A 21,199-nucleotide genomic window follows, 5' to 3' on the forward strand; every position below is an offset into this window, starting at 1 on the left:
GTGAATGAAAGTTCGTTCGGGTGTCTGGGGTGAATGAAGATTCGTTCGGGTGTCTGGGGTGAATGAAAGTTCGTTCGGGTGTCTGGGGTGAATGAAGATTCGTTCGGGTGTCTGGGGTGAATGAAAGTTCGTTCGCGTGTCCGGGGTGAATGAAGATTCGTTCGGGTGTCTGGGGTGAATGAAAGTTCGTTCGCGTGTCCGGGGTGAACGAAGATTCGTTCACGTGTCAGAGGTGAATGAAAGTTCGTTCGTCCGCCGGAGCTAGGGGTGGCCTCCCCTGCCTGGTCCGGCACGTGTCAGCCCGGCGTGCCGTTGAGCGTGGAACTGAGGCTGCTCCCCAGCACCAGATCGACCTGGAGGCAGAATGGGTCCCATGTCTTCTGGTGCCCTCGTTGATGAGCCCCTGGTCCTCGGGATCGAGACGTCGTGCGACGAGACGGGGATCGGCGTCGTCCGCGGACACACGCTGCTGGCCGACGCGGTGGCGAGCAGCGTCGAGGAGCATGCTCGGTTCGGTGGGGTCGTGCCCGAGGTCGCGAGCCGGGCGCACCTCGAGGCGATGGTGCCGACGATCGAGCGGGCCTGCGAGGAGTCGGGCATCAAGCTGAGCGACGTCGACGCGATCGCCGTCACGGCCGGTCCCGGCCTCGCGGGCGCCCTGCTGGTCGGGGTGGCTGCGGCCAAGGCGCTGGCCCTCGGGCTCGACAAGCCGATCTACGGGGTCAACCACCTGGCATCGCACGTCGCGGTCGACCAGCTCCAGCACGGTCCGCTTCCTGAGCCCTGCATCGCCATGCTCGTCTCCGGAGGGCACTCCAGCCTGCTCAAGGTCACCGACATCACCGAGGGCGTCGACCCGATGGGTGCGACCATCGACGACGCTGCGGGGGAGGCCTTCGACAAGGTCGCCCGGCTGCTCGGCCTCGGCTTCCCGGGCGGCCCGGTGATCGACAGGACCGCCACCTCGGGCAGTTCGATCGCGATCGACTTCCCTCGCGGCCTCACCACCCGCCGTGACCTGGAGCGACACCGCTTCGACTTCTCCTTCTCCGGCCTCAAGACCGCGGTCGCCCGCTGGATCGAGGCGAAGGAGCGTAGCGGCGAAGCCGTTCCGGTCGCCGATGTGGCCGCCAGCTTCCAGGAGGCCGTGGTCGACGTCCTGGTGCGCAAGGCCCTCGACGCAGCCTCCTCCGAAGGCATCGAGGACATCATCATCGGCGGCGGGGTCGCCGCCAACAGCCGGCTCCGGGTGCTCGCCGAGGAGCGTGCCACCAAGCTCGGCATCCGGGTCCGGGTCCCGCGCCCGGGCCTGTGCACGGACAACGGCGCGATGGTGGCGGCTCTGGGGGCGGAGATGGTGGCCAGGGGACGTATGCCTTCGGCCCTGGATCTCCCGGCCGACTCCTCCCAGCCGATCACGACCGTCCTGGTCTGACCCTCAGAAGGGCTGCACCAACAGACACGTCCCCTCGCCGGCGACCCTGGTGAGCACGATCGTGGCCTCTGCGGAGCCCGACAGCGAGAGTCGCTTGCGGAGCTGCTCGGGCACCACCTGTACGCCGCGCTTCTTGATCGTCAGCTTCCCGATCCCGCGCTCGCGCAGCGCCGCCTTGAGCTGCTTCTCCCGGTAGGGGAGCTCCTCGAGCACCTGATATCCGCGGGCGAACGGCGTCTCGAAGGAGGCGGAGGAGGTGACGTACGCGATGTGCTCGTCGACCAGGTGGCCCTGCACCCCGGCGGCGACTGCGGTGACCAGTCCGGCCCGGATGACCGCGCCGTCGGGCTCGTAGAGAAACTCGGCGACCGCGCCGACGTCCGCACCCGGGTCGTCCTCGGAGGTGAGCGTCGCCAGACCGCGCTCGCCGATCACGGTGGCCCGCCGGTGCGTGCTGGCCAGCGAGCCCGACCACAGCGCGGCCTCCTTGACCTCGCCGCGGTCGCTGACCCATTCGGCCTCGACGTCGTCGGGTACGAGGTCGTGCGGGATCCCGGGGGCGACCTTCACGCACGCGTCGCGCGCGAAGAGCGTCTCGACCCAGGACCACGGCGGCGTCCATCCCTCCGCCGAGAAGACCCGGCCCTGGGCGCCGCGACGGGCCGGATCGGCGTACGCGACATCGAAAGGCGAATGATCGACACCGGTCGCGTCGGCGACGGTGACGGCGCCGGGCAGCCCGAGGGCGTCGAGGTTCGCCTGGGCGACGGCGACCCGCTCCGGGTCGTGGTCGACTCCGGCGGCGGTGAGCCCGGCGCGTGCGGAGGCGATCAAGTCCCCGCCGATCCCGCAGCCCAGGTCGATGACGCTCGCCGCATCGAAGGCGCGTAGCCGTGCCGCCCGGTGGTGGGCGACGGCGAGACGGGTGGCCTGCTCGAGCCCGTCGGGGGTGAAGTACATCTTCGGTGCCAGGTCGCCGAACTTGGCTCCCGCCTTCCGGCGCAGGTCCACCTGGGTCATCGCCGCGGCCACGTGCTCGGCGGTCTCGTCCTTACGCAGGGCGGTCTGCACCGCCAGGGCCGAACCGTCGCCCGCCATCTCGGTGGCTCGCGCCAGCAGCCGTTGCCCGTCGTCGGTCAGCAACCAGGCGAAGGCGTCGAGGTCCATGCAGCCGATCCTCTCAGGCAAGTTTCCGGACCGGGCAAACTCCATTACCACCGGGGGTGTTTATGTAGGATCCGCCGGGTGCGCAGATCTCCCCGTAGAGTCCCGCCGATCCCCTGGGTGGTGGCGGTCGTGACGACTCTGCTGTCGCTGATGTTCATCCCGCCCGCCTCGGCTGACACCACGACCCCGGTGAACCAGTGCTCGTCCGGCGACCGCTCCTACACGTCGGTGGGTGCCACGTCCGCCACCGCGACGGCACCCGACGGCTACCTGATCTCGTCGTTCTGCGTGGTCGGACGCGGAAACGCCGGTGCCGAAAGGCACACGCTCTCCGCGCCCGAACGGACGGTGGTCGTCAGCCACAGCACCGGCAAGCAGCTGGAGAGCTACTCGGTGACGTACGTGCAGATCCCAACGCCCAGCGAGCCGGAACCGGCGGACAAGGCGGCGGAGGAGACGAAGCCCAAGGCCGAACGAACGGCGGAAGCACAGGCGAAGACGGCGGAGCCGAGCAGCTCGGCCAATCCCAAGAAGTCGCAGGTCGCGGAGGATGCCTCGCCTCTGGGCACGCTGCCGGACGACGGCGAGGAGCTCAAGGTCACCACTTTTGAGGAAACGGACGAGAGCGAGGATCGCTGGTCCATCCTGGTCGTCGGCGGCATCATCGTCGTCGGGCTCCTGGCCGGTGCGGTCGCCCTGACGGTGAGGCTCCCCGGTCAGCGATAGACCGGGCTTGCTGGCACTCATTGCGGGCGAGTGCTAACGTCTGCATTGGCACTCTCCCCTTGAGTGTGCCAACGCTTGCGAGCCAGGTGCGACCCCCGCGACGGCGTACGTGGCAGATCGCAAGCACAGACGTAGCAATACCCACCCAGAATCATCTGACTCCATAGAAGAAATGGGGAGGTCGACACAGTGTCGGTCAACATCAAGCCGCTCGAGGACCGGATCGTCGTCAAGGCAGTCGAGGCCGAGCAGACCACCGCCTCGGGCCTGGTCATCCCGGACACCGCCAAGGAGAAGCCCCAGGAGGGCGAGGTCCTGGCCATCGGCCCGGGTCGTATCGACGACAAGGGCAACCGCGTCCCGCTCGACGTCGCCGTCGGCGACAAGGTCATCTACAGCAAGTACGGCGGCACCGAGGTCAAATACGCCGGCGAGGAGTACCTCATCCTGTCGGCTCGCGACATCCTCGCAGTCATCGCCTGACGTCATCCGTCTCGCACAGCGCGGCCGGACCGGCGGGGTGGAAGTCCTGCGGTCACGGCCGCGCGTTGCGTACTAGGGAGTAAATGCACATGCCGAAGATCCTGGAGTTCGACGAGAACGCCCGCCGCGCCCTCGAGCGTGGCGTCGACGCGCTCGCCAACGCCGTCAAGGTGACGCTGGGCCCCAAGGGCCGCTACGTCGTCCTCGACAAGAAGTGGGGCGCCCCGACCATCACCAACGACGGTGTCACCGTCGCGCGTGAGATCGAGCTGGACGACCCGTTCGAGAACCTTGGTGCTCAGCTCACCAAGGAGGTCGCGACCAAGACCAACGACATCGCTGGTGACGGTACGACCACCGCGACCGTCCTCGCCCAGGCGATGGTCCACGAGGGTCTGCGCGCGGTTGCCGCCGGCGCGAACCCGATGAGCCTCAAGCGCGGTATGGACGCCGCCGCGGCCGCCGTCGGCGACGCGCTGCGCGCCGCCGCCCGTGAGGTCGTCGACGAGTCCGACATGGCCTCGGTCGCCACCATCTCCTCCCGCGACGCGAAGATCGGCGAGATCCTCGCCGAGGCCTTCGCCAAGGTGGGCAAGGACGGTGTCATCACCGTCGAGGAGTCCAACACCACCGGCACCGAGCTCGAGTTCACCGAGGGTATGCAGTTCGACAAGGGCTACATCTCTCAGTACTTCGTGACCGACCAGGAGCGGATGGAGGCCGTCATCGACGACCCGCTGATCCTGCTCGTCCAGGGCAAGATCAGCTCCGTCCAGGAGCTCCTGCCGCTGCTGGAGAAGGTCATCGCCGCCGGCAAGCCGCTCTTCATCATCGCCGAGGACGTCGAGGGCGAGGCTCTCTCGACCCTGGTCGTGAACAAGATCAAGGGCACCTTCAACGCGACCGCCGTCAAGGCTCCCGCCTTCGGTGACCGCCGCAAGGCCATGCTGCAGGACATCGCGATCCTCACCGGTGCGCAGGTCGTCGCCGAGGAGGTCGGCCTCAAGCTCGACCAGGTCGGCCTCGAGGTGCTCGGCACCGCCCGCCGGATCACGGTCACGAAGGACAACACCACGATTGTCGAAGGTGGCGGCGACGCTGCCGCGGTCGAGGGTCGCGTCAACGAGATCAAGTCCGAGATCGAGCGCACCGACTCCGACTGGGACCGCGAGAAGCTCCAGGAGCGCCTCGCCAAGCTCGCCGGTGGCGTCTGCGTGATCAAGGTCGGCGCTCACACCGAGGTGGAGCTCAAGGAGAAGAAGCACCGCATCGAGGACGCTGTCTCCGCGACCCGCGCCGCCATCGAGGAGGGCATCGTTCCCGGCGGTGGCTCCGCGCTGATCCACGCCGTCTCCGTCCTGGAGAAGGACCTCGGCCTCGAGGGCGACGAGGCGGTCGGCGTACGCGTCGTCCGCAAGGCCGCCGACGAGCCGCTGCGCTGGATCGCCGAGAACGGTGGCGACAACGGCTACGTCATCACCACCAAGGTCCGGGAGCTCGGCGTCGGCCAGGGCTTCAACGCCGCCACCGGTGAGTACGGCGACCTGGTTGCCCAGGGCGTCATCGACCCGGTCAAGGTCACCCGCTCCGCGCTCATCAACGCCACCTCGATCGCGGGCATGCTGCTCACGACCGAGACCCTGGTCGTCGACAAGCCGGAAGAGGAAGAGGCGCCCGCGGCCGGTCACGGCCACGGTCACGGCCACTGAGCAGTAGCTGAGTCGGCGCATCTGCCCCATGTCTCGCGAAGCGAAGCGAGCGGGATGGGGCGGATGCGCCGACTCGGCGATTTCAGCGAACGATCAGCGAATCGAGCGAGACGTCGTTCGAGAGCACGTTCACATCCACGTACGCCTCGTCCTCGCTGCCCACGCCGTCGAGCCGGTCGCGGTTGGAGTACTGCCAGATGGTCCAGTCGCGCCCGTCCGGGATCCGGGGCGGCCAGGCGACGGAGCGGAACCAGATCGGGTTGTCGGGGTAGGCGTCGACCAGATAGGCGCGGTAGGCCTGCGGGGTGGTGTAGATGACCGGCGCGATGCCGTAGTGGTCCTCGAGGGCGTCCAGCAGGGGGTCGAGGATGGCGCGGACCTCGGCTGCCGGCGGCAGGTTCCCCTTGAACGATCCGTACGGCTCGAGGTCGACGACCGGGGCGAGCGTGCCGGGGACGCGCGGCACCGTGGCGATCATGTTGTGCGCCTGGTCGCTGCCGGGGCTCTCGAAGCTCATGAAGTGGTAGGCGCCGGTCGCGATCCCGGCCCGCTGCGCCTCGGCCCAGTTGGCGCTGAAGCGGGAGTCGACGTGCGCCGAGCCCTCGGTCGCCTTGATCCAGGCGAAGGCGATGTCCTGCTCGGCGACCCGTGGCCAGTCGACGGTGGCGTTGTGGTGGGAGACGTCGATGCCGCGTACGTCGTAGCTCGCCGCGAGCAGCCGGGTGGGCATCACGACGCCGGTGTAGACGAGCGCGGTCAGGATCAGGGCGAGGCAGGCGAGGACGGCGGAGCCGATCAGCACACGTCGACGACGGGCGGGGGCGAGGGGCACCGCCGAAACGTACCGGTTCTCAGAGCGAGGCGAGCAGCTTCTCCATGATCTCGATCTCGACCGACTGGGTGGCCTCGACGTCCATCGCCATCTCGATCGCCAGCGCGTCGCTGCCCGTGGACGCCATTGGCTCGGCCATCTCCAGGGCGCCCTGGTGGTGCTGGATCATCCCGGTCAGGAAGAGCCGGTCGAACTTCTCGCCGCGGGCCTTGCCGAGCTCGCTCAGCTGAGCGGGGCTCAGCATGCCGGCCATGGTGTGCGGGGGATCCGAGGCACGCGGCACCCGGAGGCCGCGGGCATCGAGCCAGCCGCTCATGGCCACGATCTCGGGGCCCTGGGCCGCCTCGATCCGCTCGGCCAGGGACACGACCTCGGGGTCGACGCCGTGCTCCTTGGCCAGCCGGGTCATCTCCAGGGCCTGGGCGTGGTGCGGGATCATCATCGTCACGAAGTCGGCGTCGGTCTGGGTCCACGGGTCGGTGGCGGCGGCCGAGGACGAGACCGTCCTCGCGGCCTCACCGGGCGCTCCGCCCTGCACCACCGGCGCCGACTGGGTGGCCGCCTGCGGGCTGGGCGAGTGCTCACCGTGCGCGTCGTGCGAGGAACCTCCGCACCCGCCGAGCGACACGGCCGCCAACAGGACTCCCGAGGTGATGACACCGACTCGCCTACCGGGCATGTGGTTCCTTCCGAGACGCCGCAGGGAGGAACAATTTATTCACATTCCATGCCGGCCGTGTACGAGTTTTACTAAAGTTGAGAGGTCATGCCCGTGCCACCCCACGGCGGCCGACTCGGAAGGCTTGCGATCATGAGGCTTAGACGACCTACCCACTACCTGGCCCCCATCGCGGCGGTCATGGTTGTCGCAGGAGGGCTGGCCGTCGCCGCCCCGTCCTCCGCGGACGAGTCCCACACCCACGGAACCGAGGCCACCCAGGATCCTGAGGCTCAGACGAGCTGCACCGCCGAGGAGAAGCGGGCGATCACCGCGCTCGGCGACAACTTCGCCTCCGCCTGCGTCGCCGGAAACGACCTCGCCCAGCTCGACGCCAACAACCCGGTCGTGCCCGCCGGCGAGTCCGCCGGGTCGCCCAACATGCATCTGGTCGCCAACATCCCCAAGTCGGGTGCCTTCGAGCCCGCCAACGCCCTCAACAGCGACCTCGCCTTCCAGGGTGACTACGCGTTCGCGGGCAACTACAACGGGTTCAACGTCATCGACATCAGGAACCCGGTCAGGCCGCGCCTGGTCAAGCAGTACGTCTGCCCCGGATCCCAGAACGACATCTCCGTCTACGGCGACCTGCTGGTCCTCTCCGTCGACTCCAGCCGCAGCAACAACACCTGCGACAACGTGCCGCAGTCGGCCGAGATCAAGGAGTCCTGGGAAGGCATCCGCGTCTTCGACATCAGCAACCCGAAGGACCCGCAGTACGTCGCGGCGGTCGAGACCAAGTGCGGCTCCCACACCCACTCGCTGGCACCGAGCAAGAACGGCAGGGACGTCTATGCGTACGTCTCCTCCTACGGTCCCCGCGCGACCTACCCCGACTGCCAGCCCCCGCACGACAAGATCAGCATCGTGAAGATCCCGACGCGGGCGCCGGAGCAGGCCGCGGTGGTCAGCGAGCCGGTGCTGTTCCCCGACGGTGGCTACACGAACACCGCCGGGTGCCACGACATCACCACCTACCCGTCCAAGGACATCGCGGCCGGCGCCTGCATGGGTGACGGCATCCTGATGGACATCTCCGACCGCGAGAACCCGGTCGTCACCGAGCGGGTCACCGACACCGAGAACTTCGCGTTCTGGCACTCGGCGACCTTCAACAACACCGGCACCAAGGTGGTCTTCACCGACGAGCTCGGCGGCGGCGGTGCGCCGACCTGCAACCCGGAGACCGGGATGGAGAAGGGCGCCAACGGCATCTACGACATCGAGGGCGGCCGGCTCGTCTTCAAGTCCTACTACAAGATGCCCCGCACCCAGTCCAACACCGAGAACTGCGTCGCCCACAACGGCTCGCTGATCCCGGTCAAGGGCAAGGACATCATGGTCCAGGCCTGGTATCAGGGCGGTGTGTCGGTCTACGACTTCACCGACTCGGCCAACCCGAAGGAGATCGCCTGGTTCGACCGCGGCCCCTTCGAGAACACCTCGACCATCGCCGGTCCCTGGTCGACCTACTACTACAACGGCTACATCTACTCCAACGAGATCCAGCGCGGCTTCGACGTCTTCGACCTGCGCGACCCGCGGGTCGCCTCGGCGAAGAAGGTCAGGTTCGACGAGCTGAACGTCCAGGCCCAGCCTTCTTACTAGAAAGCTGAGCCGACTCGGCGATTTCAGTGAATGACCAGCTGTCCGCAACCCCCTGGTCATCGTGGGACGAGATGGTTCTCCGTCGTGACCGAAACGGCTGCCAGCGACGAAGGCGAGACCAACCCAGTCGATTGGGTGATCGCAGCCCTCCTAGCCGTAGTTCTCGCAAGACTCAGCTGGAGCCTGGTGACCAACGAGAACCTCCTCCCACGAGAGGTCGTCGGACATCTGCTCCATCCGGACGTCCTCGCCGGGGTCTGGTTCACGATCCGGATGACCGCGCTGGTCTTCGCGATGGCCTCGGCGATCGGTGTCGTCGTGGGCAGGATGCACAGGTCGGAGAACCCGGTGCTGAGCGGGGTGGCGGCGGCGTACGTCTGGGTCTTCGGCAGCGTCCCGGTGCTCGTCCAGCTGCTGCTGTGGGGCAACATCGCGCTGATCTTCCCCGACATCACCCTCGGGATCCCTGGGGTGCACATCGACGCGATGCGGATGGTCACGCCGGTCCAGGCGGCGATCGCGGGGCTGGCGCTGGCGATGGGAGCGTACGCGGTGAGGGCCCTCCCCGAGGGCGACCGGGTCACCGCGCTGGGCGACATCCTGGTGACGACGCTCCAGGCGACGAGCCTGGTCTCGGTGCTCTCGATCACCGATCTGCTCGGGGTCGTGCAGGCGCTCGAGGAGCGCAACCACCTGATCGTCCCGCTGCTGGTGGTGGCTGCGATCTGGTATCTCGTCCTGGTCACCGCGGCCCGCGTCGCCGTCCGCCTGGCCCGGGTCGCGCGGGGTCGCAGCCAGGCACACTGAGGGTGAACCCGAGGGTAAAAGTCGGCGGCTATTGCAAGACCTGGCAACGCAGGTCTTTGTAGAGTGCAGCGCGTGACTTTCGAGCAGGCCTGGCAGCGGTGGCGCGATGAGCGGGAGGCCCAGCTGAGAAGTCCCGAAGGTTTCCTGGCGATCACCGGCCTGCACTGGCTGGGGCCGAGGCCGCAGCGCTTCCCCGGAGTCCCGGGTTTCTGGTCGACCGGTCCGGAGGGTGCCGTCGTCGATCTCGGCGAGGGCGAGTGGCTCGAGCTCAACGGTGTCCCCCTCGTCGGTCGCCACGTCTTCGGCCACGTGGATCCCTACGGTGAGATCGCCACGTTCGACGGCGGGACGGTCGAGGTCGCCGACCGGTTCGGCACGCCCGTGCTCCGGCCGCGGCAGCCCGACGGCCCGTTCCTGCGCGACTACACCGGCACACCGACGTACGCTCCGGACCCGTCGTGGCAGATCAACGCCGTCTTCACGGCCTACGAGAAGACGCGGCCGATCTCGGTCGGGTCCGTGGTCGAGGGCCGTTCGAGCATCATCGACGCCGTCGGGGAGGTCGCGTTCGAGGTCGGCGGCCGTCCGCAGCGGCTGATCGCCTTCGACGGCGGTGACGACGAGCTGTGGCTGCTGTTCACCGACGAGACCAGCGGCGTGACGACCTACGCCGCCTGCCGTCAGCTCGCCGTCGAGCAGCCGGTCGGCGGCAGGGCCGTCCTCGACTTCAACCGCGCCGCCAACATGCCCTGCGCCTACACGATCCACGCCACCTGCCCGCTCCCACCTGCGAGCAACCACATCGACGTGCTCGTCGAGGCCGGCGAGCAGACCCCGCCCCGTCCGCCGGCGGACTGAAGGTTTAACCCTGAGTAACGGACCAGAAACAGCGAAACAGGCAGACTAGGGCCCATGGCGGGGACGATGTTGTGGAGAGTACGTACGACGCTGCCGGACCGACCGGGCACGCTGGCGGCGCTGGCGCAGCGCTGCGGTGAGGCCGGGGTCAACATCCTGGGGATGCAGATCTTCCCCGGGCTGGACGAGGTGACCGACGAGTTCGTGCTGCGTACGCCACCGGGATGGAACGACCTGCGGGTGGCTGAGCTGCTCGCCTCCGCGGGCGGGTGCGACATGGTGATCCAGGCCGCCAACGAGGCTGCGCTCGCCGACCAGCCGACGCGCTACGTCCAGGCCGCACGACATGTCCTGGAGCGGCCGATGTCGTTCCCGGAGGTGGTCGCCCAGCTCTTCGACGCCGAGGCCGAGGCCCCGCCCGGGGTCGTCCACGACACCATGGAGCTGCGGGTCGCGGACGTCGACGTCCAGCTGCACCGCACCGCCCCCTTCACCGCGACCGAGCACGCGCGTGGTTCCGCCATGGCCGACCTCGTCAACGACGTCCTCGACCGCAGCCGCGAGTCGGCGGCGATCGGCACCACCCCGCCCGTACGCCGCCTGGGCACCGGAAGCACCCCCGACCTCGTCGTCTCCGGTGAGACCGTCACCGCCCTGATCGACGGGGTCGCGGTCGGCATCGGCGAAGTCCTGGGCGCGACGGAGGACGACGAGAACGTACGCATCGTCAACCTGCGCGTCGACCCGGCCTGGCAGCGCCGCGGCATCGGGACCAGGCTGCTGGTCGACACCGCCAAGCTCGCGCACATGCTCGGCGCCGACGAGATCCTGCTCACGACCCAGTCCGACAACCAGGCCGTCCTGCCCATGGTCCTCGCCGCCGGGATGCGCGGCCGGATCCGGATGGCGGGAGACCTGCTCACCGTCAAGGTTCCGGTGCGGGACCTCAAACCGTTGGACAGATGACTCCTGGCGTTTTCGGCCACACGGGAGCCGGACCGTAGAATCTCTTCATGGAGATCCCGGAGAAGTTCGCGACGCTCGGCCTCACCTACGACGACGTACTCCTGTTGCCTGGATACTCGGATCTGGCGCCGTCCGACATCGATACGACCTCCCGGCTGACCCGCGAGATCAACCTGAGGGTGCCGCTGATCTCCGCGGCGATGGACACCGTGACCGAGTCCCGGATGGCGATCGCGATGGCCCGCCAGGGCGGCATCGGCGTGCTCCACCGCAACCTGAGCATCGAGGATCAGGCCTACCAGGTCGACCTGGTCAAGCGCACCCAGACCGGGATCATCTCCAACCCGGTCACCATCGGCCCCGACGCGACGCTGGAGCAGCTCGACAAGCTCGCCGGCGAATACCGGATCTCCGGGTTCCCCGTGGTCGACGTCGACCAGAAGCTGATCGGCATCATCACCAACCGCGACCTCCGGTTCACCCCGGTCGCGGAGTGGGCGACCACCAAGGTCAACGAGGTGATGACCTCCAAGGACCTGATCACCGGCCCCGCCGAGATCTCCCGCGAAGAGGCCACCAAGCTGCTGCGCCAGCACAAGCTCGAGCGGCTCCCCCTGGTCGACACGGACGGTCGCATCACCGGCCTGATCACGGTCAAGGACTTCGTGAAGTCCGAGCAGTTCCCCGACGCCTCCAAGGACGCCCAGGGCCGGCTGCTCGTCGGCGCGGCGATCGGCTACTTCGGTGACGCCTGGGAGCGGGCCACCACGCTCATCGAGGCGGGTGTCGACGTGCTCGTCGCGGACACGGCTCACGGCAACGTACGCATGCTGATCGACATGGTCCGCCGCCTCAAGACCGACCCGGCCACCAAGCACGTCCAGGTCATCGGCGGCAACGTCGCCACCAAGGAGGGTGCGCAGAGCTTCGTCGACGCGGGCGCCGACGCGGTCAAGGTCGGTGTCGGCCCGGGCTCGATCTGCACCACCCGTGTCGTCACCGGCGTCGGCGTTCCGCAGATCTCCGCGGTCTACGAGGCCTCCCTGGCCTGCAAGCCGGCCGGCGTGCCGGTGATCGCCGACGGCGGGCTGCGCTACTCCGGCGAGATCGGCAAGGCCATCGTCGCCGGCGCCGACACCGTGATGCTCGGCTCGATGCTCGCCGGCACCGAGGAGACCCCCGGCGACACGGTCCTGATCAACGGCAAGCAGTTCAAGGCCTACCGCGGCATGGGGTCCATGGGCGCGATGTCGTCGCGCGGCAAGAAGTCCTTCTCCAAGGACCGCTACTTCCAGGCCGAGGTCACCGACGACGACATGATCGTGCCGGAGGGTGTCGAGGGCCAGGTCGCCTACAAGGGCGCTCTGGCGACGGTCGCCCACCAGCTCACCGGTGGTCTTCACCAGACCATGTTCTACGTCGGCGCGCGCACCATCCCCGAGCTGCAGGAGAAGGGTCGCTTCATGCGGATCACCTCCGCCTCGCTCAAGGAGTCGCACCCCCACGACGTCCAGGTCACCGCCGAGGCGCCGAACTACCACGTCTGAGGCGGTTGCCGTCTCGCGCGACGACTTCATCACGAAGTGGTCTCTTCGGGCACGGATCAGAGCCGGTCGGAGTTCAATCCGATGTCGTCATTCTGAACCTTCCGGGAGGCCCCATGACTGTCATCGACGCCGAGACCTTCGCCCAGGAGTGGGCGGTGTGGCACGAGGAGCACGAGAAGAGGCGCGCCTCGCCCCACGGCTTCCTCGCGATCACCTCGATCCGCTGGCTCGCCGAGGAGCCGGAGACGTACGACGACGTGCCTGGCGCCTGGTCGAGCGGCCCCGAGGGCATCGTGGTCTCGCTGGGACCAGGGGAGTCGCTGGTCGTGGACGGCGTCGAGATCACCGGCAGGCACGCGTTCGGTGACATCGACGACGGTGACGGGGTCACCGCCGTGTTCGGCGACGCCGTCGTCGAGATCGCCAGGCGTGGCGACAGCGACATGATCCGCCCGCGCCACCCGAGCAATCCCCTCCTGACCGGCTACCGCGGGACGCCCGCGTACGCACCGGACCCGGCATGGGCCATACCCGGACGCTTCCTCGCCTACGACCGCGCGGTGCCGACCACGGTGGGCTCGGTCGTCGACGGCTTGGAGCACGTCTACGAGGCCGCGGGTGAGATCGAGTTCGAGGCCGGCGGTGCCGTGCACAGGCTGATCGCCTTCCCGGGCTCCGCCCCCGGCTCCCTGCACGTGCTGTTCCGGGACCAGACCTCCGGCAGGACGACGTACGCCGCCAACCGCTCGCTGTCCATCGGCACACCCGACTCGGCGGGGAATGTCATGGTCGACTTCAACCGCGCCACCAACCTTCCGTGCGCTTACACGGCCCATGCAACCTGTCCGCTCCCGCCACCCGGCAACCACCTCGCGGTCGCGGTCGAGGCGGGGGAGAAGATCCCCGCCTGACCGCTCGCTCAGGCACGGCGGGGCAACCCGGCGGCCACCAGCAGCGCGGCGACCATGACCAGGACCGCGTTGACGGCGATCGCCACGTGCAGCGCACCGAGCGAGGCGATCCCGCCCGCGGCGGTGGCCACGGTCGACATGATCGGGATGCCGAGCGCGATCGCGACCTGCTGGGTCATCATCGCCAGTCCGGTGGCCAGCCCCTGCTCGTGGTCGGGCAGCCCGGAGGTCGCCGCGACCATGAACCCGACGATCGCGGCGACGTGCCCGATCGCGCCGACGAAGTTCATCAGCCCGAGGAACCAGAGCCAGCCGACGGAGGGCCCGAGCAGGACGAGTACGCCGGTGGTGACCGCCTGGAGGACGAGACCGCCGGCCACGGTGTTGCGGACGCCGAAGGCCTCGATCAGCCGTGGGCCGACAGACCCGCCGATGATCGCGCCCAGACCCATCGCGACGAGCATCAGCCCGGTCTGCAGGGCGTCGAGGCCGAGGACGTGCTGGAGATACATCGTCAGCACGAAGACCAGCGAGGACTCGAAGGCGAAGGTCGCGAAGCCGGCGATGTTGCCGAATCCGATCGTCCGCCGGGTGAGGATCTGCAGCGGCACCAGCGGGTGCGGGTGACGGGACTCGGCGCGCCAGAACGAGACCAGCAGCACCACCGCGACGCCGATAGCGGCCAGCCCCCACACGTCGGCGATGCCGGCCTCACCGAGACGGGTCGCGCCGTAGACCAGCGCCAGCAGCCCGCCGGTCACCAGCACGGCTCCCGGCAGATCGAGCCGCGACCGCTCCCGGTCGGCGGAGTCCCGCAGCACGAACGGCGCGACGGCGACCACCAGCAGCGCGATGGGTACGTTGACCAGGAACGCCCAGCGCCACGAGAGCAGATCGGTGAGCACGCCACCGAGCACCGCCCCGGCGGTGAACCCGGTCGACATCACGACGCTGTTGAGCCCCAGGGCACGCTGCCGCAGCGGGCCCTCCGGGAAGGAGACGGTGAGCAGCGAGAGCGCGGCCGGGGTGACCGCGGCCGTGGCCAGGCCCTGGGCGACCCGGGCGGTGAGCAGCATCTCGGGCGAGGTGGCGACGCCGCCGAGCAGCGAGGCGGCGCCCAACGCGATCATGCCGATCAGGAAGACCCGCCGACGGCCGACGTAGTCACCGATCCTGCCGAAGAGCAGCGTGAACCCGGCCGCGCACAGCGCGAACGCGGTCGCGATCCATTGCACGCGTGCCTCGGCGAACCCGAGGCTGTCCCCGACGGTAGGCAGGGCCACGTTGAGGATCGAGAAGTCGACGGTGAGCGTGAACTGGGAGGCGAGCAGCAGCAGGAGCACCAGCAGCTGTCCGCGAGTCATGGCGGCCTCGCGTACGGGCTCTGCCTGGGTAGTCATGGTCATGGCCCCAACGCTCCGCCGGATGACGTACGCCAGCCAGACACCTGTCCTGACAGCCACCCGCGTGCCTGGCACTGACAGGGACAGGAAGAAATCGCCGCGCGGCGGCACTATGGGAACCATGACGACCGAGCTCGGAGAGTTCCTGCGCAGCCGCCGGGCGGCGATCAGTCCCGAGGAGGCCGGCCTGGTGTCCTACGGCGCCCGCCGCGTGCCCGGCCTCCGCCGCGAGGAGCTGGCGATGCTGGCCGGCGTCTCGCCGACCTACTACACCCGGCTGGAGCGGGCCGACCACCACAACGCCTCCGACGCCGTGATCGACTCGCTGGCCCGGGCATTGCGGCTGAGCGACGAGGAGCACGACCACCTGCGTCGCCTGGCGCGCCCCATCGGGACGGTCTCGGGCGGCCGCGACGTGGAGCCGCGCCCGGCCGCGGTGGCGATGGTGATGGACTACCCCGGTCCGGCGCTCATCGTCGACCACGCCAACTACGTGCTCGCCTGGAACGATCTCGGTCACCGCCTCTACGGCCACGGGCTGGACTTCGATGCGCCTTATGCGGGCCGTCCACACCGCCCCAACCTCATCCGCCGGTTCTTCCTCGAGCCGGATGGGCAGGAGCTCTTCGTCGACCCCGAGGGCACCGGGCTGCAGATGGTGGGCTTCCTGCGCTACTCCTCGGGCCTGCACCCCGAGGACCACATCCTCAGCTGCCTGGTCGGCGAGCTCGTCCAGCGCAGCGACCTGTTCGCCGAGCTGTGGGCCGAGCATCCGGTGATGGACTGCGGCTACGGCATCAAGCGGCTGCGGCATCCGCTGGTGGGGCGGATGGACCTGGCGTACGAAGCGATGGTGCTGCCCGAGACCAGCCAGCGCATCGTGCTCTACCGGGCCGAGCCCGGCTCGTCCTCAGCGGCCGCGCTGGCCACGTTGGCCGCGATGCCGTCGGCCGATCAGCCGGGTGGCAGCAGTGGTCGTGGCGGCAGCGGGGAGGAGTAGACCACGCTGGTGGTGACGCTGCCCAGCGCGCCGATCCTGCCGCTGATCTGCTCGAGGTGCCTCATGTCGGTGGCAACGACCTTCATGATGAAGCAGTCGTCGCCGGTGACATGGTGTGCCTCGATGACCTCGGGCAGGTCGGCGAGCAGCTTGTGAAGCGGGTCGTAGTTGCTGCTGGGATAGCGCAGGCGCAGGTAGGCCAGGATCGTGAAGCCGAGTCGTTCCGGGTCGACCTGGGCGCCGTAGCCGGAGATGACGCCGGACTCCTCGAGCCGGCGCACCCGCTCTGCGGCTGCGCTGTGGCTCATGTTGATGTGCCGCGCCAGGTCGGCGATGCTCTGCCGCCCGTTGGCCTGCAGCGATTTCAGGATGGCCGTGTCGACCTTGTCGGGCTCGAATGGGAGATTCGCGGGCACGGGGAAAGAATGCCATGAAATCGAAGGTGATCCAGCGCAGATGCCGGGGAACGGGCCTTCAGATCGCGCTCTGGCGTCCATACGATTCGGGCATGAACTCTCCCGCCGCCTCCGCCGAGGCCGTCTCGCACTTCGCGAGCAAGCTCGCCTTCGAGACCGACGCCTCAGATGTCTACGCCGACCAGGCCGAACGCGCCCGCTTCGTGCTGATCGACTCACGCGGAGAGGCCGCCTGGGCGCAGGGCCGCATCGTGGGAGCCCTCCACATGCCGACCGCCGAGATCGCCGGCCGAGCCGCCGCGGAGATCCCGCTGGACATGCCGGTGGTGACGTACTGCTGGGGGCCGGGCTGCAACGGCGCGACCCGGGCCGCCCTGGAGTTCGCCAAGCTGGGCTACCAGGTCAAGGAGATGATCGGCGGCTTCGAGTACTGGGCCCGCGAAGGCTATCCCGTCGAGGACGACCGCGGCCCTGTCCTGCGTGCCAAGGACCCGCTGACCGCGCCGTTGGACGCGATCTCCTGTGCTTGCTGACCCCAGGATCCGCCTGACCCGAGCCGTCTCGATCCGGCCAGTGGAGGCCGCCGACCTGCCCCAGCTGGTCGAGCTGATCCGGGAGCATGCCCGCTACGAGCGAGCCGGTGATCCGCGGCCGGACCTGCAGACCGCCTTGGCGGCGTGGTTGTTCGTCCCTCGGCCGCGAGTGCGGGTGCTCGTTGCGGTCAAGGACGACGCGTTGGTCGGCTACGCGAGCTGGAGCCTGGAGGCCTCGACCTGGCAGGCGGCCGAGTACGCCCATCTCGACTGCCTCTACTTGCGGGAGACCACCCGGGGTCGAGGGGCCGGCCGCCTGCTGATGGGTGCGGTGGAGGCCGAGGCGCGTGCGGCCGGCGCTGACGAGCTGCAGTGGCAGACGCCGGAGTGGAACGACGGAGCAATCCGCTTCTACCGTCGCGCGGGCGCCCGCGAGGCCGCCAAGGCGCGATTCACGCTACCGCTCACAGATCCTTCGCGTACGTAGCCGGGGGAGCGCCCACGACCTCCCGGAACGTACGCACCAGATGGGCCTGATCGCTGAAGTCGAGCTCCGCGGCGACGGCGGCCCAGTCGACGTCGCCGGAATGGGCGCGGGCGGCGACCTCGAGCACGCGGAACCGCTGCACGACCCATTTCGGGCCGATCCCGACGTACTCGCTGAATAGGCGCTGCAGCGACCGCAGGCTCAGGCCGGCGTGATCGGCGAGCTGCTCGGCCCGGGTGATCGAGCGGTCCTCCTCGGCGAGGGCCACCCAGCGGCGTACGTCCTCGGCGACCGGGTCCGTGGGGAGACCGACCTCCAGGAGGTAGGTCTCCATCGCGGCGGCCATCTCCTTCGGATCGGCCGACGACAGGATCTGCGCCGCCGCCGGCCGGTCGTCGACGCCGAGGAGCTCCTGCGCCGGGACGACCTGGTCGGCGATCGCGCTGACCCGACGACCGAGCACGGTCCGGAAGAGACCGGGCAGGAACGAGACGCCGAGCGTGTGCCCGCGGCCGGTGAGATGCCGGACGAACGGGCGCCGGCCGATGCCGTGGACCAGCAGCCGGCCCTCCTCGGCGGCGACGTGGATCCGCGGCTGGGGGATGACCTGCTGATCGTGCGGGTGCTCGAGGTCCCAGCCGACGTACCAGTGGTAGTCCACGTGGCCGGCGACCTCGGGTGAGGGTGCGAACCGCTCGGTGGTGATCGTCCGGGCCGCCGTCACCGGCCGCACGATCGCGTCGGGATAGCCCCTGCCCTCCATCTGCCCCGCCATGCCACCAACGATATGGCGCGTTCCTTCAATCCTGCGCCGCCCGCTCCCGAGCAGGCTGGACCCATGACCGAACAGAGCTACAGCAACAAGGCAAGCACCACCATGACCGTCGCGCGCTGGCTCGAGGCGGCCTACGTCGACATCGACGGCGAAGGCACCCGGATGGGCGACGACGTCTACATCCCCACGCGCGGCCTGACCACCTCCGAGACCGACTACACCTACGCCGGCGAGATCGAGGGCAAGGGCACGGCGAGGATGATCGGCGCCTACGGCAACCCCGCCGGCGGCGCGGTCTTCGAGGCGTACGAGCAGTTCACCGGCTCCATCGCCGGCCAGGAGGGCTCCTGCGTGTGGCGGATCAGCGGGACGTACGCCGACAAGACCGTCCGCTCCCACCTCACCGTCATCCCCGGTCTCGGCACCGGCGGCCTCGAAGGCCTCGTCGGCGAGGCCGACATGGTGCTCTCCGAGGAGGGCGGCGGCGAGGCGTACGGCTTCGTCCTCTCCTACGACTGGAACTGATGTGCCGGGGGTGGGCAGCACGTACAGATCCTGAACTTCGATGAGTTCGGAACCGGTGCTGTCCGCCCGCGGCGGTGTCGGGTGAGGCTGGAGTCTCCAGATCCCATCTCGGGTCAACGTCTTGGAGGAAGACATGACCGCAACACCAGCCCCGTCCGACCTGAAGGCCCGCCATCGTGCGATGTGGGGCCTGGGGAACTACGCCCGGGTCGCCGACGAGCTCATCCCCGAGCTCGGCCGGGTCATCGTCGAGGCCTGCGAGATCGGACCGGGCGACCGCGTGCTCGACATCGCCGCGGGCACCGGGAACGCCGCGGTCCCCGCCGCTCTCGCCGGGGCGGACGTGACCGCGAGCGACCTGACTCCGGAGCTCCTCGAGATAGGGCAGGCCCGGGCGGAAGCTGCGGGCGCCGACTCGATCACCTGGCGCGTCGCCGACGCCGAGGCGCTGCCGTTCGATGACGCCGCGTTCGACGTCGTGATGTCCTGTGTCGGCATCATGTTCGCGCCGTTCCACGAGAAGTCCGCCGCCGAGCTGGTCCGGGTCGTGCGCCCGGGTGGCCGGATCGGTCTGATCAGCTGGACGCCCGAGGGGTTCATCGGCCAGATGTTCGCGGCGATGAAGCCGTTCATGGCACCGCCGCCCGAGGGTGCCCAGCCGCCTCCGCGGTGGGGCGACGAGAGCCACGTACGCGACCTGCTGGGTGACTCGGTGGGGGATGTCCGGGCCGAGAAGCGGACGGTCGCCATCGACTCGTTCGCGACCGGCGCGGAGTTCCGCGACTTCTTCAAGGCCTGCTACGGGCCGACGATCGTCGCCTATCGCGGGATCGCCGAGGACGCCTCGCGGACCGCCGAGCTCGACATGGCGCTCGCCGGCCTCGGCGACCGTTATCTCGACGCCGGGACGATGGAGTGGGAGTACCTGCTCCTGACCGCGGTGCGAAGCTAGGTGTGATGCCCGGCTAGGACGTCATCGGTCCAGGTCGGTGCGTGCTTTCCGATCTCGATCCGGTCCCGTGGAACAATCCGTCCTGTGACTGAGATCGAGATCGGCCGGGCCAAGCGAGCACGACGGGCGTACGCCTTCGACGACGTGGCGATCGTGCCGTCGCGGCGCACCCGTGACACCACCGAGGTCAGCACCGACTGGCAGATCGACGCCTACCGCTTCGACATCCCGGTGCTCGCCGCACCGATGGACTCGGTGATGTCGCCGTCGACCGCGATCGCGATGGGCAAGCTCGGCGGCCTCGGGGTGCTCAACCTCGAGGGCGTGTGGACCCGCTACGACGACCCGCAGCCGCTGCTCGACGAGCTGGCCGAGCTGAGCGGTGTCGACGCGACCCGGCGGCTGCAGGAGATCTACGAGGCGCCGATCAAGGCCGAGCTGATCACCGAGCGGTTGCGCGAGGTCCGTGCCTCCGGCGTCACCGTGGCGGGGGCGCTGTCCCCGCAGCGTACGAAAGAGTTCGCCAAGGCCGTCGTCGACGCCGGCGTCGACCTCTTCGTCATCCGCGGCACCACGGTCTCGGCCGAGCACGTCTCCTCGCAGGCCGAGCCGCTCAACCTCAAGGAGTTCATCTACGAGCTCGACGTGCCGGTGATCGTGGGCGGGTGCGCGACCTACCAGGCCGCGCTGCACCTGATGCGCACCGGCGCGGCCGGCGTCCTGGTCGGCTTCGGCGGTGGTGCCGCCCACACGACGCGGACGGTGCTGGGCGTCGCGGTGCCGATGGCGTCCGCGGTGGCCGACGTCGCCGCCGCGCGCCGCGACTACCTCGATGAGTCGGGCGGCCGCTACGTGCACGTCATCGCCGACGGCGCCGTCGGCCGCTCCGGCGACATCGCCAAGGCGATCGCCTGCGGTGCCGACGCGGTCATGGTGGGTAGCCCGTTCGCGCGGGCGACGGATGCCCCCGGCAAGGGCTTCCACTGGGGCAACGAGGCCCACCACGCCGACCTTCCCCGCGGCGAGCGCGTCGCGTTCAAGCCGGTCGGCACGTTCGAGGAGGTCCTCTACGGCCCCTCCCACGTCGCCGACGGCACCATGAACCTCGTCGGCGCTCTCAAGCGCGCCATGGCCACCACCGGCTACACCGACCTCAAGGAGTTCCAGCGGATCGAGGTCGTCGTCGGCTGACGATCGAACCCGCACCTCTGGCGGGCCGAGTCCGCAGTTGTGGGGGGGGGGGCGCGGGGGTTGGGGGGCCCCCCCCCCCGGGGGGGGCGGCGACAACCGGGGGGGGGGGGGCCCCCCCGGGAGGGGACACCCGCCCGCACGGACGAGCAC

The 21,199-nt window shown here is 69.2% G+C and carries 22 protein-coding genes; 16 read left to right on the top strand and 6 right to left on the bottom strand.

Annotated elements, in window-relative coordinates:
* The first annotated feature begins 373 nt into the window (after positions 1 to 373).
* Positions 374 to 1,435 carry a tRNA (adenosine(37)-N6)-threonylcarbamoyltransferase complex transferase subunit TsaD gene (gene tsaD, locus ACIA03_RS25565; RefSeq protein WP_396987808.1) on the top strand — a complete coding sequence of 354 codons (1,062 nt, stop codon included), beginning with the start codon at positions 374 to 376 and terminating at the stop codon, positions 1,433 to 1,435.
* Positions 1,436 to 1,438: 3 nt separating this feature from the next.
* On the opposite strand, the gene ACIA03_RS25570 is transcribed toward tsaD, so the two are convergent.
* Entirely contained in the window at positions 1,439 to 2,602 is a 1,164-nt protein-coding gene (locus tag ACIA03_RS25570; RefSeq protein WP_396987810.1) for a methyltransferase domain-containing protein, read from the bottom strand.
* A 129-nt stretch (positions 2,603 to 2,731) separates the two neighbouring features.
* On the opposite strand from ACIA03_RS25570, the gene ACIA03_RS25575 reads away from it, so the two are divergent.
* The 3 genes from ACIA03_RS25575 (at position 2,732) to groL (ending at position 5,520) form a co-directional block, all read left to right on the top strand.
* The gene (locus tag ACIA03_RS25575) at positions 2,732 to 3,328 is read left to right on the top strand and encodes a hypothetical protein (RefSeq protein ID WP_396987812.1); all 597 of its coding nucleotides are present in this window, start codon (positions 2,732 to 2,734) and stop codon (positions 3,326 to 3,328) included.
* A 189-nt stretch (positions 3,329 to 3,517) separates the two neighbouring features.
* The gene (gene groES, locus ACIA03_RS25580) at positions 3,518 to 3,811 is read left to right on the top strand and encodes a co-chaperone GroES (protein ID WP_396987814.1); all 294 of its coding nucleotides are present in this window, start codon (positions 3,518 to 3,520) and stop codon (positions 3,809 to 3,811) included.
* Between the two features lie 89 nt (positions 3,812 to 3,900).
* A complete protein-coding gene (gene groL, locus ACIA03_RS25585) occupies positions 3,901 to 5,520 on the top strand; it encodes a chaperonin GroEL (protein ID WP_396987816.1) in 1,620 nt (539 codons plus the stop codon).
* A gap of 82 nt (positions 5,521 to 5,602) precedes the next feature.
* Here groL and ACIA03_RS25590 read toward each other — a convergent pair whose 3' ends face one another.
* Positions 5,603 to 6,352 (bottom strand): GH25 family lysozyme, encoded by a 750-nt coding sequence (locus ACIA03_RS25590; protein ID WP_396987818.1) that lies wholly within the window; start codon positions 6,350 to 6,352, stop codon positions 5,603 to 5,605.
* Positions 6,353 to 6,371: 19 nt separating this feature from the next.
* Complete coding sequence (locus tag ACIA03_RS25595; protein ID WP_396987820.1) at positions 6,372 to 7,031, bottom strand: DUF305 domain-containing protein; 660 nt, start codon at positions 7,029 to 7,031, stop codon at positions 6,372 to 6,374.
* 180 nt (positions 7,032 to 7,211) lie between these two features.
* On the opposite strand from ACIA03_RS25595, the gene ACIA03_RS25600 reads away from it, so the two are divergent.
* From ACIA03_RS25600 to ACIA03_RS25625, 6 genes are all read left to right on the top strand, one after another.
* On the top strand, positions 7,212 to 8,678 hold the full coding sequence (locus ACIA03_RS25600) for an LVIVD repeat-containing protein (RefSeq protein ID WP_396987822.1): 1,467 nt from the start codon (positions 7,212 to 7,214) through the stop codon (positions 8,676 to 8,678).
* Positions 8,679 to 8,864: 186 nt separating this feature from the next.
* Positions 8,865 to 9,485, top strand: a complete 621-nt coding sequence (locus ACIA03_RS25605; protein ID WP_396987824.1) for a hypothetical protein — start codon at positions 8,865 to 8,867, stop codon at positions 9,483 to 9,485.
* A gap of 72 nt (positions 9,486 to 9,557) precedes the next feature.
* Positions 9,558 to 10,343 (top strand): DUF1684 domain-containing protein, encoded by a 786-nt coding sequence (locus ACIA03_RS25610; RefSeq protein ID WP_396987826.1) that lies wholly within the window; start codon positions 9,558 to 9,560, stop codon positions 10,341 to 10,343.
* A gap of 54 nt (positions 10,344 to 10,397) precedes the next feature.
* Positions 10,398 to 11,309: a GNAT family N-acetyltransferase gene (locus ACIA03_RS25615; RefSeq protein ID WP_396987828.1), complete on the top strand. Its 912-nt coding sequence runs from the start codon at positions 10,398 to 10,400 to the stop codon at positions 11,307 to 11,309.
* Positions 11,310 to 11,356: 47 nt separating this feature from the next.
* Entirely contained in the window at positions 11,357 to 12,856 is a 1,500-nt protein-coding gene (guaB, locus tag ACIA03_RS25620) for an IMP dehydrogenase (protein WP_396987830.1), read from the top strand.
* 113 nt (positions 12,857 to 12,969) lie between these two features.
* Positions 12,970 to 13,767: a DUF1684 domain-containing protein gene (locus ACIA03_RS25625; RefSeq protein WP_396987832.1), complete on the top strand. Its 798-nt coding sequence runs from the start codon at positions 12,970 to 12,972 to the stop codon at positions 13,765 to 13,767.
* Between the two features lie 8 nt (positions 13,768 to 13,775).
* Here the strand turns inward: ACIA03_RS25625 and ACIA03_RS25630 are convergent, their stop codons facing one another.
* Positions 13,776 to 15,173, bottom strand: coding sequence for an MFS transporter (locus ACIA03_RS25630; protein WP_396987834.1), 1,398 nt, complete (start codon positions 15,171 to 15,173; stop codon positions 13,776 to 13,778).
* Between the two features lie 118 nt (positions 15,174 to 15,291).
* Between ACIA03_RS25630 and ACIA03_RS25635 the strand changes: the two genes are divergently transcribed.
* Positions 15,292 to 16,170, top strand: a complete 879-nt coding sequence (locus ACIA03_RS25635) for a helix-turn-helix transcriptional regulator (protein WP_396987836.1) — start codon at positions 15,292 to 15,294, stop codon at positions 16,168 to 16,170.
* On the opposite strand, the gene ACIA03_RS25640 is transcribed toward ACIA03_RS25635, so the two are convergent.
* Positions 16,125 to 16,586 carry an Lrp/AsnC family transcriptional regulator gene (locus ACIA03_RS25640; protein WP_396987837.1) on the bottom strand — a complete coding sequence of 154 codons (462 nt, stop codon included), beginning with the start codon at positions 16,584 to 16,586 and terminating at the stop codon, positions 16,125 to 16,127. The two genes, ACIA03_RS25635 and ACIA03_RS25640, sit on opposite strands and share 46 nt — an antisense overlap.
* Before the next feature lie 92 nt (positions 16,587 to 16,678).
* On the opposite strand from ACIA03_RS25640, the gene ACIA03_RS25645 reads away from it, so the two are divergent.
* A complete protein-coding gene (locus ACIA03_RS25645) occupies positions 16,679 to 17,119 on the top strand; it encodes a rhodanese-like domain-containing protein (protein WP_396987839.1) in 441 nt (146 codons plus the stop codon).
* Positions 17,109 to 17,606 (top strand): GNAT family N-acetyltransferase, encoded by a 498-nt coding sequence (locus ACIA03_RS25650; RefSeq protein WP_396987841.1) that lies wholly within the window; start codon positions 17,109 to 17,111, stop codon positions 17,604 to 17,606. The genes ACIA03_RS25645 and ACIA03_RS25650 overlap by 11 nt, the downstream gene beginning before the upstream one ends.
* Here ACIA03_RS25650 and ACIA03_RS25655 read toward each other — a convergent pair.
* Positions 17,584 to 18,381 (bottom strand): DUF6597 domain-containing transcriptional factor, encoded by a 798-nt coding sequence (locus ACIA03_RS25655; protein WP_396987843.1) that lies wholly within the window; start codon positions 18,379 to 18,381, stop codon positions 17,584 to 17,586. The two genes, ACIA03_RS25650 and ACIA03_RS25655, sit on opposite strands and share 23 nt — an antisense overlap.
* Before the next feature lie 63 nt (positions 18,382 to 18,444).
* On the opposite strand from ACIA03_RS25655, the gene ACIA03_RS25660 reads away from it, so the two are divergent.
* The 3 genes from ACIA03_RS25660 (at position 18,445) to ACIA03_RS25670 (ending at position 21,049) form a co-directional block, all read left to right on the top strand.
* Positions 18,445 to 18,906: a DUF3224 domain-containing protein gene (locus ACIA03_RS25660; protein ID WP_396987845.1), complete on the top strand. Its 462-nt coding sequence runs from the start codon at positions 18,445 to 18,447 to the stop codon at positions 18,904 to 18,906.
* A gap of 133 nt (positions 18,907 to 19,039) precedes the next feature.
* Positions 19,040 to 19,858 carry a class I SAM-dependent methyltransferase gene (locus ACIA03_RS25665; RefSeq protein ID WP_396987847.1) on the top strand — a complete coding sequence of 273 codons (819 nt, stop codon included), beginning with the start codon at positions 19,040 to 19,042 and terminating at the stop codon, positions 19,856 to 19,858.
* A gap of 84 nt (positions 19,859 to 19,942) precedes the next feature.
* Entirely contained in the window at positions 19,943 to 21,049 is a 1,107-nt protein-coding gene (locus ACIA03_RS25670) for a GuaB3 family IMP dehydrogenase-related protein (RefSeq protein ID WP_396987849.1), read from the top strand.
* The last annotated feature ends 150 nt before the right edge of the window (positions 21,050 to 21,199 follow it).

Source organism: Nocardioides sp. NPDC051685 (genome assembly GCF_044453405.1).
Classification (GTDB): Bacteria; Actinomycetota; Actinomycetes; order Propionibacteriales; family Nocardioidaceae; genus Nocardioides.